General features: G+C 72.2%; 11 protein-coding genes. 3 read left to right on the top strand and 8 right to left on the bottom strand.

From position 1 onward, the window contains the following. Positions 1-369: 369 nt before the first annotated feature. The gene (locus CM1CMNOD_RS05395; protein WP_277602668.1) at positions 370-1137 is read left to right on the top strand and encodes an FkbM family methyltransferase; all 768 of its coding nucleotides are present in this window, start codon (positions 370-372) and stop codon (positions 1135-1137) included. A gap of 154 nt (positions 1138-1291) precedes the next feature. Here the strand turns inward: CM1CMNOD_RS05395 and CM1CMNOD_RS05390 are convergent, their stop codons facing one another. Both CM1CMNOD_RS05390 and CM1CMNOD_RS21535 read right to left on the bottom strand, forming a co-directional pair. Further along, positions 1292-1579 carry a hypothetical protein gene (locus CM1CMNOD_RS05390; protein ID WP_013872646.1) on the bottom strand — a complete coding sequence of 96 codons (288 nt, stop codon included), beginning with the start codon at positions 1577-1579 and terminating at the stop codon, positions 1292-1294. 3 nt (positions 1580-1582) lie between these two features. Further along, positions 1583-2626, bottom strand: coding sequence for a hypothetical protein (locus CM1CMNOD_RS21535; protein ID WP_050803346.1), 1044 nt, complete (start codon positions 2624-2626; stop codon positions 1583-1585). On the opposite strand from CM1CMNOD_RS21535, the gene CM1CMNOD_RS21530 reads away from it, so the two are divergent. Both CM1CMNOD_RS21530 and CM1CMNOD_RS24325 read left to right on the top strand, forming a co-directional pair. Continuing rightward, the gene (locus tag CM1CMNOD_RS21530; RefSeq protein WP_157490977.1) at positions 2598-3011 is read left to right on the top strand and encodes a hypothetical protein; all 414 of its coding nucleotides are present in this window, start codon (positions 2598-2600) and stop codon (positions 3009-3011) included. The genes CM1CMNOD_RS21535 and CM1CMNOD_RS21530 overlap by 29 nt on opposite strands. A gap of 112 nt (positions 3012-3123) precedes the next feature. Continuing rightward, on the top strand, positions 3124-3588 hold the full coding sequence (locus CM1CMNOD_RS24325; RefSeq protein ID WP_431307073.1) for a hypothetical protein: 465 nt from the start codon (positions 3124-3126) through the stop codon (positions 3586-3588). A 678-nt stretch (positions 3589-4266) separates the two neighbouring features. Here the strand turns inward: CM1CMNOD_RS24325 and ispH are convergent. From ispH to hpnC, 6 genes are all read right to left on the bottom strand, one after another. Then, positions 4267-6192 (bottom strand): 4-hydroxy-3-methylbut-2-enyl diphosphate reductase, encoded by a 1926-nt coding sequence (gene ispH, locus CM1CMNOD_RS05380; protein ID WP_083828155.1) that lies wholly within the window; start codon positions 6190-6192, stop codon positions 4267-4269. Beyond that, complete coding sequence (locus CM1CMNOD_RS05375; protein WP_013872644.1) at positions 6189-8222, bottom strand: terpene cyclase/mutase family protein; 2034 nt, start codon at positions 8220-8222, stop codon at positions 6189-6191. The genes ispH and CM1CMNOD_RS05375 overlap by 4 nt, the downstream gene beginning before the upstream one ends. A gap of 60 nt (positions 8223-8282) precedes the next feature. After that, positions 8283-9299, bottom strand: coding sequence for a polyprenyl synthetase family protein (locus CM1CMNOD_RS05370; protein WP_013872643.1), 1017 nt, complete (start codon positions 9297-9299; stop codon positions 8283-8285). Further along, the gene (hpnE, locus tag CM1CMNOD_RS05365) at positions 9296-11281 is read right to left on the bottom strand and encodes a hydroxysqualene dehydroxylase HpnE (RefSeq protein WP_013872642.1); all 1986 of its coding nucleotides are present in this window, start codon (positions 11279-11281) and stop codon (positions 9296-9298) included. Before hpnE ends, CM1CMNOD_RS05370 begins: the two co-directional genes overlap by 4 nt. Next, positions 11278-12183 carry a presqualene diphosphate synthase HpnD gene (gene hpnD / locus CM1CMNOD_RS05360; protein ID WP_013872641.1) on the bottom strand — a complete coding sequence of 302 codons (906 nt, stop codon included), beginning with the start codon at positions 12181-12183 and terminating at the stop codon, positions 11278-11280. The genes hpnE and hpnD overlap by 4 nt, the downstream gene beginning before the upstream one ends. After that, on the bottom strand, positions 12180-13125 hold a 946-nt coding region (gene hpnC / locus CM1CMNOD_RS05355; RefSeq protein ID WP_131773867.1), incomplete at its 5' end, for a squalene synthase HpnC. The genes hpnD and hpnC, both read right to left, overlap by 4 nt.

The following is a 13125-nucleotide window of genomic DNA, read 5'->3' as shown; positions in this document are numbered from 1 at the left end:
CCAGAAATCCGGCCGCCGGCACACCCGAATCGGGCGATCCGTACCCGGACAATGCTTCGGCGATCCCGGAACCGGGCACGAAAGAAGAATGATCGTAAATATTCCGGACGCCCGACGGCCGTTTCGGACCGTCAGCCCGGTTCACGACCCTCCCCACCGCGGTCACCCTTGCCTGGGCCAGGTTCGGGCATACTGCTTCCACGTCGTTCCGCATTCACTTCGGCGTCCTCCAGCAGCGGTATGACGGGCTGTCCAGAATATATTTGATCTGCTTTTTCCGGACGATTTCAGCGGGTCCGGGAAACTGTGTCCGAAACGGCGGTCAAAAACAGCGGCCACCACATCGGGAAGGAACCGTTCTTGACTGTCGTGAACGTGCTCGCCGAACTGGCCCCCGACCGGATGTTCGCGGCCGCGGTCGCCGTGGCCCACCGCCGGTTCGAACCGATACTGCGCCGGGTGGGCACATTTGTCACACCGCGACAGACCGCCCTGGACGTCGGCGCCTGGTACGGCCCGTGGAGCCACTGGATGTCGCGGCACGCCCGCCGCGTCGTGACGGTGGAACCAAACCCCGAGCTGGCCGCCTTCGTCACCCGCACCTGCCGGCCGAACGTCACGGTGGTGCCGAAGGCCGCGTCCGATGTGGAGGGTTTCGCCGAGCTGTGGCTGCCACCGGGTGGCCGGGGCACCGAAGGGCGCGCCTGCCTGCTCCCCCAGGGCTGCGGGCACGCCGAGCGTACCGGACACACCGAGCACACCGTGAAGGTCGAGACGGTCCGTCTCGACAGCCTCGACGTCGACGACGTCGGACTCGTGAAGATTGACGTGGAAGGACACGAACTCGCCGTGCTACGCGGTGCGGAAGGAATTATCCGGCGCTGGCGCCCGAATCTCGTCGTCGAGATCGAGGACAGCCGAAGCCCAGCGGCCGCGACCCTGGAACTGCTACGGAGCTGGCACTACCGGGGCTGGTTCCTCGACCGCGGGAGAATGCGCCCACTGGACGACTTCGATCTGGTCGGCCACCAGCGGGAAATGGCACCGTTGGCCCACCACGGCTACCTTCGAGCGGTACTGACCGGCAGCGGCCACCGATACGTCAACACCATCCTTTTCCTACCATCCTCCCGCTAGCCAGAACAGCCGGCAAAACCCCAGATCCGCATCCCAGCGCGGGAAAACGGCCCGGCAACCGCGAGCGGAGCCGTGCCGTCGAAAAACAGAGGCGACCCGGGGGCGAAAGCCACGTCATCGCTCCGTTCGCAGATCTGGGGCGCCCCGGTGGGGGTCAGCTGCGTACGGCCCGGTCGAGGAGGTCGGCGGCGAGGCGGGCGGTGCGTTCCCGCGTGGTTTCCGCCAGCAGGGGCGCCTGGATCCTTCCGCCTGCCGCCAGGTGCCGGTCGTAGGGGATGGCCAGCACACCCGCGCCACCGACCCGCAGGCGCGCCGCCGCTTCGTCGAGGTCGACGGCCATGTGGGGCGCGGTGGCCGTCAGGACAACCACGGCTCTGGCCAGCGCTTCCGGGCGGTTTCTCGGTGTGCCCTTCCACAGGATCGCCGGATACTTACCACGCACCCGTCATCGGTTCGCCGGTTCCGGGAGCGGTATCGGCTCAAGGGCGACATCGAGCGTGCCGGTCAGAGCGACCTGCTCCCAGGCGCCCGCGGGGAGTTCCGGCGTCTGCCGGAAACCCGCGCCGGGAGCCAGCAGGACCAGGGAACCGTCGGATCGTCGTTGCAGGGGGATGCGTTCCTCCCACCGCCACGGCCCGGCCAGATCGGGCGTGCCGCCCGCGACCAGCCCCACAACCAACTCCGCGGCAGGGCCCACCTCGGCAGGGTCCGTGTCGGCGGCGGGCCCGCCCGCCCCGGGCCGCGGCAGCCCGCCCAGGCTGGAGTCGGAGCGTCCGTCCAGCGTCCAGGTCACCGTGCGTGCCGCGCCGGAGGCGTCCGTGCCGGTGGCGAGCGGGTAGGTCTGCGCCCGGTCGCCTAGACGCAGGTAGAGCTGCGCGTAGGGATGGCCGGCGGGGACGGTCACCGACACCCGGACGTTGATCGTCCCACTGGTGACCGTGCGCAGCTCGACGAACGAGCCTCGTGGGCTGCCGGGCTCGGCCGCGGTTGGCAGCCCATCCGCGGCCGGCAGTTCGTCCGGGCGCAGCCGGTACAGCCGACGCTCCGGCATCCGTGCGGCGAGCCCCACGATGGCCGGGCCGATGTCCGCGGCGTACAGCACCTCGTCCGACAGGTCCGGGCTGTTGCGCAGGAGATGGTAGGGAACCTGGGTGTACCAGCTCGGGAGCGGCGGGGCGACGATCACGACCGCAGGCCCGCCGAGATCGTCGGGGACGAGGCCGAGCACATGCTCGTCCACCGTGTTCACGTACCGCTGGACCCGGACCTTGCCGGGGATGGCGGGTACGGTCACCGCCGCCAGCGCCAGCAGGCAGCCGCCGGCCACCAGCGCGCGGGCCGGCAGGCCACGGGCCGGCCGCGGGAGGAAGCGGCCGGGCAGGCAGCGCCACAGCCAGCACGCCCCGGAGGCGGCGAGGACGACGACGGGTGTCAGCGCCGCCATGTGGTAATGCGGGCCGATGCCGTCGCGCAGGCTCGGCATCGCCATGGCGCTGCCCCACCAGAGAGAAATACGCGACAAAGACCAGCAGCACGTTGGCGGCGAGCAGCAGCCGGGCGCGGCGGCGCTCCGCCACCAGCAGGCCGACTATCGCGAGCACGACCAGCGCCCGGCCGCCGAAGAGCCAGCCGGGAGCGGCTGCGACGGTCTCCTCCCACGCCTGCAGCGCGAGCCGGCGGGTGAAGAGGAACGACGGTTCGGACGGCAGGATCCGGCGCTCACCAAAACCGAAACGATCCAGCGGATCGGCGGCGGCCAGCGGCAGCAGCAGCACCGATCCGGTGACATGTCGGCAGAAGGCGGCCACGGCCACGGCGAACGGCAGCGCCCCGAGCCCGATCCACCAGGTGTGACGCAGCAGGGCACACGGTGACAGCCGCCGTCGGCGGCCCGCCAGCAGCCGCCCGCCGACGGAAAGCCCACCGCTGAGAAGGCCACCGGCGGGAAGGCCCTCGGTGAGAAGGGCACCGACGGAAGGTACGCCGGTGACGCAACGTGCTGTCACGATGAGCGCACAGAGCAGCGTCACCAGCAGGGCGTCGAACGGGCGGGCCGTCGCCGCGAGGCCGAGTGCCACGCCGCCGGCCAGCAGCGACAGGCGCGAACCCGTGCGGGTGCCGCGCGCCGCCTCGGCGATCGCGATCGTCAGGGCCGCCGCGGTGAACGCGTACGCCATCGGCAGCGCCGTGTGCACGACCACCAGCGGGGAGAACGCCAGGAACGCGGCGGCGAGGAGGGCGGTGGCCACATCGTCGAACAACTCCCGGGCAAGGCGGTACACCCCGATCACCCAGGCCGCCGCCACCAGCGCCGGAGCGACGATCATCGTCCCGAACAGCAGTTGGGACGCGGCCAGCATCGCGGGCCAGCCCGGCAGGTACTTGGTGAACACCCGCCCGTCGTGGACGCCGGTCAGCCAGGGGCGGAAGAACGGCTCCGCCAGATTCTGATCAAGGGTGAGCTGCCCGTGCAGCAACATCCTGGCCTGCATGACATAGGCGGCCTCGTCCGCGTCACCCGAGCCGTGACGGAACAGCGTGCTCTGCAGCAGCACGCTCATCACAAAGGACAGCGTGGCTAGGGCGGCGAGCGTGAGGCCGGCCCGGGACGGCCGCCATCGCCGGCCCAGGCGCTGCCACCCGCCCAGGTGCTGCTGCCAGCCCGGGCCCGGCTGTCGGCCCGGGTCGCGCCGTCCGCCCAGCAGCCGTCGCAGCGGGCCACGGGCTTCTGGAGTACGACCGGTGGCCGTCCCGACGTCCGCCAGGGTCTCGAGGTCACCGGGGGAGCCAGGGGAGTCGAGAGAGCCGAGGTCGCGGTGCGACGACGGCGGGTCCGCGAGAACCCCGCTGGTCGACATCTGGCGCATCCGGTGGACCGTAGCAGAAGTCACATCCTGTGCTTTTCACCGCATACTCACAAAGCTGCGCCAAAGACAAAGAATGTGACTCTCCGTATCCGAACATGCCGTTTCAACTACGTCAACCATTTCTCCGTCAACTACCGCGGGCTTCACCGCGTCGGAGAAACGCCGATTCCCCGGCCGAAACCGACCGGGGAATCGATACGCCACGGGAATCAGGGGCGGGAAGCAGCAGAGGGTGGCCAGCGGACCAGCTACCCGGCCGCCCTCACCGGACCGAGCGGCGCAGCTCCTTGGGAAGATGGAAGGAAATCGTCTCGGCCCCCACCGAACGCACGCCGACGGTGGTGTGTCCCAGGCCCGACAGCGCCCGGGTCAGTTCGTCGACCAGGGTGGGAGGCGCGGAAGCACCCGCGGAAATACCGACGGTGTCCGCGCCGGCCAGCCAGTTCATCTCCACCTCGCCGACATCCCCGACGAGATAGGCGGGCACACCCTCACGCTCGGTCACGTCGACGAGCCGACGCGAGTTGGCGCTGTTCTGCGACCCGACGACGAGAACCACATCGGCCTCGACAGCCACCCGCCGGATCGCGTTCTGCCGGTTCGACGTCGCGTAGCAGATGTCCGCGGACCCGGGGCCGATCACGGCCGGGAAGCGGTCGCGCAGCGCGTCGACAACCTCCTCCGCCTCGTCCACGGCAAGCGTCGTCTGCATCAGGTAGGTCACCCGCTGCGGGTCGTCGACCTCCAGGTGGGCGACGTCGGCGGGCGACTCCACCAGCTTGATCTTCCCTGGTGCCTCCCCGAGAGTCCCGTCCACCTCCTCGTGCCCGGCATGGCCGATGAGCAGGACGGTGTCCCCCCGCGCGGTGAACCGGCGGGCCTCCGCGTGCACCTTCTCCACGAGCGGACAGGTCGCGTCGATCACCGACAGGTTGCGGTCACCGGCCTGGTCCCACACGGCGGGGGCGACCCCGTGCGCGGAGAAGACCACGGTCGCGCCGGGCGGCACCTCGTCGAGCTCCTCGACGAAGACGGCGCCGCGGCTGGCGAGATCGGCAACCACGTGGCTGTTGTGGACGATCTGCTTGCGGACGTAGACGGGCGCGCCGTGCAACTCCAGGGCGCGCTCGACCACCTCGATCGCCCGTTCGACCCCGGCGCAGAACGCCCGGGGCTCGGCGAGCAGCACCTGCCGTGGCCCGACGGCCGCCGCCCACCGTTCGAGCACCGGCCCGAAGGTCATCATCGTCCGCAGCCCGGCGATCCCCCGGCGGGCCAGGTCGAGACGTCCCAACGGCTGCTCGGCGGTGTCGACGACAACGCGGATGATGGCCAGCGGCACCCCGTTCGCGCCCGGGGCGACCTGGGCCGACTCCATGTCCACGGCGATCGCGCCGGTGGCCGCGAGCTCGGTGCGAGCGGTACCGACCGCAAGCCGTGGCACCGACACCACCGGGCCGACGTGCACGGTCAGCCCGGCCCGCCGCAGTTCGCCGGCGAGCAGGGGCGCGGACAGGCAGCGGGCGCTGACCGAACCGTCGGCGGTACGGACCTCGTCAGCCACCACCACGTCCCCGGGTTTCACCCCCGGGCCGAGGCCGCCGCCGAGACCGACCAGGGCGACGGCGTCGGCCCGCGCCTCCCGGATGATGCGGGTGGAGCGGCTGGCGTGCTCCGGCCCCATACCCGTGCGGACGAGGATCGTGCCCGCGGGCAGACCCGAGCGGGCCGCGGCCCATGCCTCCAGCCGCAGCGGCGCGGCCACCACCAGGCGCGGGCGCCGCCGCGGAAGGGGCGGGCGGCCCGGCGCGGGTACGCCGAGAGCCCCGGCCCCGGCCCCGGCCGACCCGGCCGTCCCGGCCGGAAGGCCTTCGGATGCCGGTACCGCCGGGGTCTGCGCCGGCACGTCTGCCGCCGACACCGGCGGCGTCGCCACCAGTGGTAGCGCCTTCCGTACGGAAGGCGCTGTCGGTGCCGCCGCCGGCCCTGGCGCCGCCGTCGGTACGTGCGCCGGTGCGGATGGCGCGGGTACGGCCGGTGCGGGTACGACGGGCGCGGGTACGACCGGCGCAGCCGGTGCCGCGGGTGCCGGTACCGGTGCGGCCGGTCCCGCGGATGCTCGCGTCGGCGCCGTGGGGGCTTCGGCGGGAACCGACGTCCTCGATGTCTCCGGTGCCGAGAAGGTCATGATGCGGACCTGCCGCTCAGGTATCGGCCGAGCGCGGTCAGTGGGAAGACCAGCCGATACAGGTGGTAGTTGATCGAAAAGTCACCGGGAAAACCGGTGCCGGTGTAGTAGGGCTCGTCCCAGGTCCCGTCCGGGCGCTGCGTGTCGACCAGCCAGCGCACCCCGCGTTCGACGGCCGAGGATGCCGGGTCGGCGGCGAGCAGCGCCAGCAGCGCCCACGCCGTCTGCGACGCGGTCGCCTCGCCCCGGCCGATCCACGTGTCGTCGGTGTAGGAGCGCAGGTCCTCGCCCCACGCGCCGTCGGGTCTCTGGTGCTCGACCAGCCAACGCAACGCCCGGACGATCGACGGATGGTCGGCCGGGACGCCGGCGACGATCAGGGCCGGGACGACCGCGCCGGTGCCGTAGATGTGGTTGACCCCCCAACGGCCGAACCACGACCCGCCCGGTTCCTGGTTGTCCAGCAGCCACTGGACCGCGCGTTCGGTGATCGGGCTGTTGGCCTGGCCGACCTCGGCGAGCATTTCCACGATGTGCGCGGTGACGTCCGCGGACGGCGGGTCGATCACCTCGCCGAAGTCGCAGAAGGGCAGCTTCGTGGGGAGCGTCCGGGTGTTGTCCGCGTCGAAGGCCCCCCACACCCCGCCCGCGGAGCGCATCCCGATGGTCCAGTCCACCCCGCGGCGTCCCGCGTCCCGCAGCCGGGCCGCGAGCTGGGGTTCGGCCGCCTCGAGTCCACCCGGCGCGGGCGACGGGTCGGCTGTGTCCCGCCCGTGCCGCGGGCTCTGTCCGTATCCGGGGCCCTGTCCGTATCCGAGGCCCTGTCCGTATCCGGGACCGAGGATGCGTTCGATAGCGAGCACCACCTCGGCGGTGTCGTCGACGTCCGGGTACAGGTCGTTGTCGAACTCGAAGGCCCACCCGCCGGGCGCCAGCGCCGGGCGTCGGACCGCCCAGTCGCCGGCCACGGTGACCTCCTCGTCCGCGAGCCACCGGGCGGCACGCACCACGGCCGGGTGATCAGCGGCCAGACCGGCGTCACGCAGGGCGACGACGGCGAGCGCGGTGTCCCACACCGGGGACTGGCAGGCCTCCAGCCGGCGGACCATCCCGGCAGGCGTCCGCTCGCGGACGGTGAAACGCTCCAGCCCCCGCAGGCCGGCAACGATCACCGGATGGTTCATGGGGTAGCCCAGCAGCGTCAACGCCATGATCGAATACACCCAGGGCGGCTGGATGCCGCCCCAGCAGCCGTCGGCCTCCTGGCGGACGACTATCCATTCGGCGGCCCGGCGCAGCGCGTGCCGGCGCAGCAGCTTCAGCGGGCGGCGCTCGTAGCGGTGCAGCACCGCGTCCAGCCGCTCGAACGCGCCCGGCCAGGAGCGCAGCGGCGCCGGCGGCTTCGGCGGGACGTCCACCCGGAGCTCGTCGATCTCGAAACCGAGGGAACGTTTCGGCCGCAACGACCCGATGATCGTCAACGGCATGATCGACTGCCGGGCCCAGCAGGCGAAGTCGTACAGGTTGAGCGGGAACCACGACGGCAGCAGCACCAGTTCGGGCGGCATCACCGGTAGGTCGTCCCAGGACCACTCGCCGAACAGCGCCATCCAGATCCGGGTGAAGACCCGGGTCCGGGCGATGCCGCCGTTCGCCCGGACGAACTCGGCCGCGGACCGCATGTGCGGTGCGTCCGGGCTGTCGCCGGCCAGGCGCAGCGCCACGTACGCCTCGAAGGTGGCGTTCAGGTCGGCCGGGCCGCCGAAGAAGGTGGCCCAGGTGCCGTCCTCGCTCTGCTGCGAGCGGATCCAGCGGGCGGTCTCCTCGGCCTCCTGCGGGGTGAGGATGCCGAGGAACTGCCGGAGCAGAAGGTCCTCGGCATCCATGGTGACGTTGGTCTCAAGCTCGCCCTTCCACCAGCCCTGGTCGGACTGCAGCCCCAGCAGGTGGTCGCGGGCCCGGACGGCGGCTGCCGCCACCGTGTCGGAAAAGGTTTCGCGGGAGACTTCGTAGTCGGTGGTCGAACTCATCGGCAGCTCCCGTCCACATGTGGGTCCCGGTGCGGTACGAACAGCGGTGTCACGGCTTTGTCACCGATCCCGTTCGGTGACAAAGCGGGCCAGGGCAAGCAGTTCGGTTTCCACCAGCGGCGGCAGGGACAGCGACGCGATCAGCTTGGCGCACTCGTCGAGCTGGCGGTCGGCCTCGGCCGTGGTCCACTCCCGCCCGCCGGCGCGTTCCACCAGCCGTGCAATGTGGTGCAGCTCGCTCTCGGAAGCGTCTCCCGAGGACGCGAGGAAGGTGCGCAGTTCGTCGGCGTCGGCGCCACCGGCGTCCAGCGCCACCACGACCGGGACGGACTTCTTGCGTGAGCGCAGGTCCGACAGCACGGGCTTGCCGGTCACCGCCGGGTCGCCCCAGATGCCGAGCAGGTCGTCCACGAGCTGGAAGGCCGTCCCCAGCCGGGAGCCGAACTCGGCGAGGCCGTCGACGAGCTCCGTCCGCCCGCCCGCGAGCACCGCGCCGATCGCGGCCGAGCAGGACAGCAGCGCGCCGGTCTTGCCGTCCTCCATCGTCAGGGTGTCGGCGACGGTGACGTCGTTGCGGGTCTCGAAGTACAGGTCCTCGGCCTGGCCGCGGACGAGGTCCTGCACGCCTGCGCCGAGCATGATCGCGGCGCGGCGGCCCGGCTCCCCCTCGACCTCCAGCAGCACCTGGGTCGCCAGCCCCAGCAGGGCGTCACCGGCGAGAATCGCGCCGTCGGCGCCGAAGACGGTCCAGGCGGTGGGCCGGTGACGGCGCTCGGTGTCGCCGTCCATGAGGTCGTCGTGCAGCAGGGAGAAGTCGTGGACGAGCTCGACCGCGACCGCGCCGGGCAGCCCGACCTCGACCGCGGCACCGGCCGCCTCCGCGGACAGCAGTGCCAGTGCCGGACGTACCAGCTTGCCGCCGCCGCCCGGCAGCGGCGTGCCCTCCGCGTCGGTCCAGCCGCGGTGGTAGGCGACCACCCGGCGCAGCCGGGGATGGAGCCGGTCGACAGCGGCGCGTAGCGCCGGCACTGCCAGAGTCCGGCCCCGCTCGATCGCTTCGGGAACCAACGTGGTCATGCCGGGAATCCCCCTGTCGGTGACGCTGTCGATATCGATGTTGCGTTCGGCGTCGCGCCTGGAGCCGCGGTCGAGGCCGCCGCGGATGTCGGCGCCGACGTCGGCGCGGGTAGCGGAGCCTGCTCGGTGGGCAGAGCCTGCTCGGTGGACGGAGCCTGCTCGCTGGGCAGGGCCGGCGGTGCCAGCGAAGTAGGCGGCACCGGCGGGGCCGGCGGAGCCGGCGAACTGGGCGGAGTCGGTGGGGTCGACGGTGGACTCGGCTGTGGGGATGCCGCCGGCGGCGGCGGGGCGCTCGGTGCGCCCGTCGGCCCGGGAGCCGATGATCCCGGTGGGCTAGAAGACGACGGTCTCTCGCCAGGGACCTTGGTCTCCGGCGTCCGGGACGATTGTGACGTTTTACACGGGCTGGCCGGCGACGACCCGCATCCTCCCAACTGCGCAGGAGTACCACCGGATGTCACGACCACGGGCAGCAACCGGCGGGCCGGGCCGGGTGACGGCGGCCTGGGGCGCCAGCCACCGAGCGCCACCTTTGCCGCGGCCAGCCCGCTGCGCACCGCGCCCTCCATGGTCGCGGGCCAGTCCGTGTCGGTCCACGCGCCGGCCACCGCGAGCCCGGGCAGTTCGGTGGCCGGGCCGGGACGCAGCGCCCGGGTACCGGGGGCCTGCCGGAACGTCGCGGTGCGCTCCCGGGTGACGAACACCTCGATCGCCTCGGCGTCCCGCGCGGCGGGCAGCAGCCGACGCATCTCCTCGACGAAAATGTCACGGATCTCACCGGCGGGCCGGTCGATCCAGTCGTCCGCGGCCGACAGGGAGATCGCCAGGTACTGCGCGCCCGCACGCTCGGGGTGATCGGCCACCGACTCGGCGATCCCGCTGGAGGCGGTCCGGTCGAAGACCCACTGGACGGGGGACCCCACCACGGCCAGGAAGGGCCCCCGCAGCACCGGCCGATCGTAGATCATGTGCACGTTGACGATCGGTGACGAGCCAAGGTCGACGAATCGTTTCGGGTCCGCCACCGCGCCCGCGGGCAGCAGGGCCGCCGCCGCCGGCGGCGGCACGGCGAGCACCACCGAGTCGGCGTCGAGCGTGCCGCTGTCGGTGACCACTCGCCACCCGGTCGCCGTCCGGTCGATTGTGCGGACCTTCACGCTGGTCCGCACGTCCGCGCCGACGTCGGCGAGCTCCGAGGCCGCCGCCTCCCCGTGCAGCCGCTGGAGGGGCACCTCCGCCCAGCCGATGTCCCCAGCGTCGGCCCGCTCCAGCAGGCCGGTGCGCACAACCTTGGCGGCGAGCCCGAGGGAGGCCGCGTCCGCGGGGGCGTTGAGGGTGGCGACGGTCAGCAGTTCCCACAGCGCCTCGATCGTGGCCGGTGACTGGCCCCGGCGGGCCAGCCAGCTGCCGAACGAGACACCGTCCACCTCGGGCCGACTCGGGTCGAGCCGGCCCAGCTGGTAGGCGGCGAGCGCGGCCCGCAGCCGCTGGCCGAACGGGAACGCGCGGTATCCCAGCAGCGCCGGGGTCAGGTGCAGCGGCGCCGGCCAGGGGATGCGGGTACGCCGCAGCCGGGCGTTCGTACCGGAGTCGGCGAGCAGCACCGGGACGTCCAGCCGCTGCTGGAGGGTGGTCAGGTGCTCGACGCCGAGCCGGCGGAGGAACCCGCGGTAGGCGGTGCAGCAGCGCATGAAGACGTGCTGGCCGGTGTCGACCCACAGCCCGTCCCTGGCGAACGAGGCGGTGGCGCCGCCCAGCCGCGGCCGTGCCTCCAGCAGAGTCACGTCCGCGCCGATGTCCGCGGCGGTCAGCGCGGCCGACAGGCCGGCGAGCCCACCACCGACGACGACCATCCGGTGACCGCCCGGCGGCGGCGGCCCGGCGGCGAGCGCCGCGGCGGGCTGTGTCACGACAGGCAGTGCCTGTTTCGGTGCCTGTTCTGATGGCGGCGCGTCCGACGGCGTCCCGGTATCCACGCTCATGCGGCCGACACCTCCGGGCGCCCGGCCAGGCTGCGCGCGGCCACCACCGCCTTCTCCCAGCCCGGCAGCGACAAGCGCTGCTGCAGGACGGGGGCGGGATCGGTCCTGATCCGGCGGTTGAGCCGCAGGTAGATCCCGGCCATCGCCCCGCAGCACGCGGCGCTGCGCCGGTCGAGCATGGTCAGCAGTTTCAGACCGCGCCCGTACCATTCGTCGGCCCGTTGCGCGCACTCCCGCAGGTATTCGACGAGTGCGTCCTCGGGACCGCCGAGCCTGCCGTCCGGGCCGAGGGCAAGGGTGATCCCGGCCTTTTCCAGTTCGGCCCGGGGCAGATAGATCCGGCCGGTAATCAGGTCCTCCCGGACGTCTCGGAGAATGTTGGTCTGTTGTAGGGCGATCCCGAGCTCGTCGGCGACCGTGGCGGCCCCCGCGTCCGCGTGCGCCGCCTGCGTGCCGAAGATCCCCAGCGACAGACGCCCGATGGTGCCGGCCACCCGTCGGCAGTACTCGACAAGGTCGTCGAAGGACTCGTAGGTGACCCCACGCAGATCCATCTCGACACCGTCGATCAGTTCGCAGAAGGCGTCCACCGGGATGGGGAAGCGCCGGCAGGCGTCATCCAGAGCTATCAGAACCGGGTCGGAGCTGGCCGCGCCGAGCCCTGTGATGTCCGCCCGGGCCGCGGCCAGGCGGATGGCCTTCTCCTCGAGGGGCAGGTCACCGTCGCCGATGTCGTCGAGCCGGCGGGCGAAGGCGTACACCGCGGACAGCGCCGCCCGTTTGTCGACCGGCAGCAGCCGGATGCCGTAGGCGAAGTTGCGTGCGGCCTCACGGGTCAGCGCCTCACAGGACGCGTATGCTTCCTCTACCGTCGGCGACCGGAAACGACCGTCGGAGGTCATTCGCCACCTCCACCCGCAGCGGGCCTGTTGATGATCCCACCGCCGGTGACCAGCGGCGGCAGCACGACGCGCGCCGAGCGGGCCGCCCGCCGGGCGGACGGGGTGAGCGAGGTCAGCGCCACCGCCAGGGCGTAGCGGACGATCCGTGGCTTCGGCGCGGTCGGGGCGCCGCCGAGGACGTCGCACCCGGCCCGTTCGACCGCGTCCAGCGCCGCGCGGCCACCGCCGACGAACCCGGCCAGGAGCAGCCGCAGCCGGCCCTCGACCAGACCCACCAGCGGCGTGCCCTCGTCGAGGATCCGGCGGGCACGCAGCACCTGGAAGGCGATCAGCTCCCGTACCGCCGGGCCGGCGCTGGGGTGCGCGAGGTCCCGCTCGTGCACCCCGAAGCTGTCGAGGTCCTCCCGGGGCAGGTAGATTCGGCCGGCGGCATAGTCCTCGGCCACGTCCTGCACATGCTCGACGATCTGCAGCGCCGTGCAGACCCGGTTCGACAGCTCGACCCGGTCAGGGGTGCTGACGCCGAAGACACCGAGCACCATGTGTCCCACCGGATCGGCGGACAGGGTGCAGTAACGCAGCAGGTCATCGAAGGTGTCGTAGCGGGTGACCAGCTGGTCCTGCCGGTTGGCCGCGACGAGCCGGCGGAACGGCTCCGGCGCCAGACCGCATTCCCGGACGGTCGGTGCCAGCGCCTGGATGACCGGGAGTGTGGGCGTCCCGCCCCAGATTCGGTCAAGATCGGCTTCCAGCGCGTCGAGCAGTGCGAGCCGGTCGCCGCTCGCCTCGTCACCGATGTCGTCGACGAGGCGGGCGAATCCGTAGATGGCGAACAGGTGCTGCCGCTGCCGGGCCGGCAGGATCAGCGGAGACACCGGGAAGTTCTCGGCGGAAGCCGCCCGCAACACATCCTGGGGTGAGGACGTGAGGGCGTCCCCGGGC

It is taken from the genome of Protofrankia symbiont of Coriaria myrtifolia, assembly GCF_900634755.1.
Lineage (GTDB): Bacteria > Actinomycetota > Actinomycetes > Frankiales > Frankiaceae > Protofrankia > Protofrankia coriariae.
Note: the sequence above shows the minus strand (reverse complement) of the source record. Positions and strands in the feature narration are given on the sequence as shown.

What these genes read in the sequence shown, in the direction of transcription:
- CM1CMNOD_RS05375 (WP_013872644.1), bottom strand. Translation starts at nt 8,222, where the DNA reads ATGAGTTCGACCACCGACTACGAAGTCTCCCGCGAAACCTTTTCCGAC.
- ispH (WP_083828155.1), bottom strand. Translation starts at nt 6,192, where the DNA reads ATGACCTTCTCGGCACCGGAGACATCGAGGACGTCGGTTCCCGCCGAA.
- CM1CMNOD_RS21530 (WP_157490977.1), top strand. Translation starts at nt 2,598, where the DNA reads ATGCCGTCGCGCAGGCTCGGCATCGCCATGGCGCTGCCCCACCAGAGA.
- hpnD (WP_013872641.1), bottom strand. Translation starts at nt 12,183, where the DNA reads ATGACCTCCGACGGTCGTTTCCGGTCGCCGACGGTAGAGGAAGCATAC.
- CM1CMNOD_RS21535 (WP_050803346.1), bottom strand. Translation starts at nt 2,626, where the DNA reads ATGGCGATGCCGAGCCTGCGCGACGGCATCGGCCCGCATTACCACATG.
- hpnE (WP_013872642.1), bottom strand. Translation starts at nt 11,281, where the DNA reads ATGAGCGTGGATACCGGGACGCCGTCGGACGCGCCGCCATCAGAACAG.
- CM1CMNOD_RS05370 (WP_013872643.1), bottom strand. Translation starts at nt 9,299, where the DNA reads ATGACCACGTTGGTTCCCGAAGCGATCGAGCGGGGCCGGACTCTGGCA.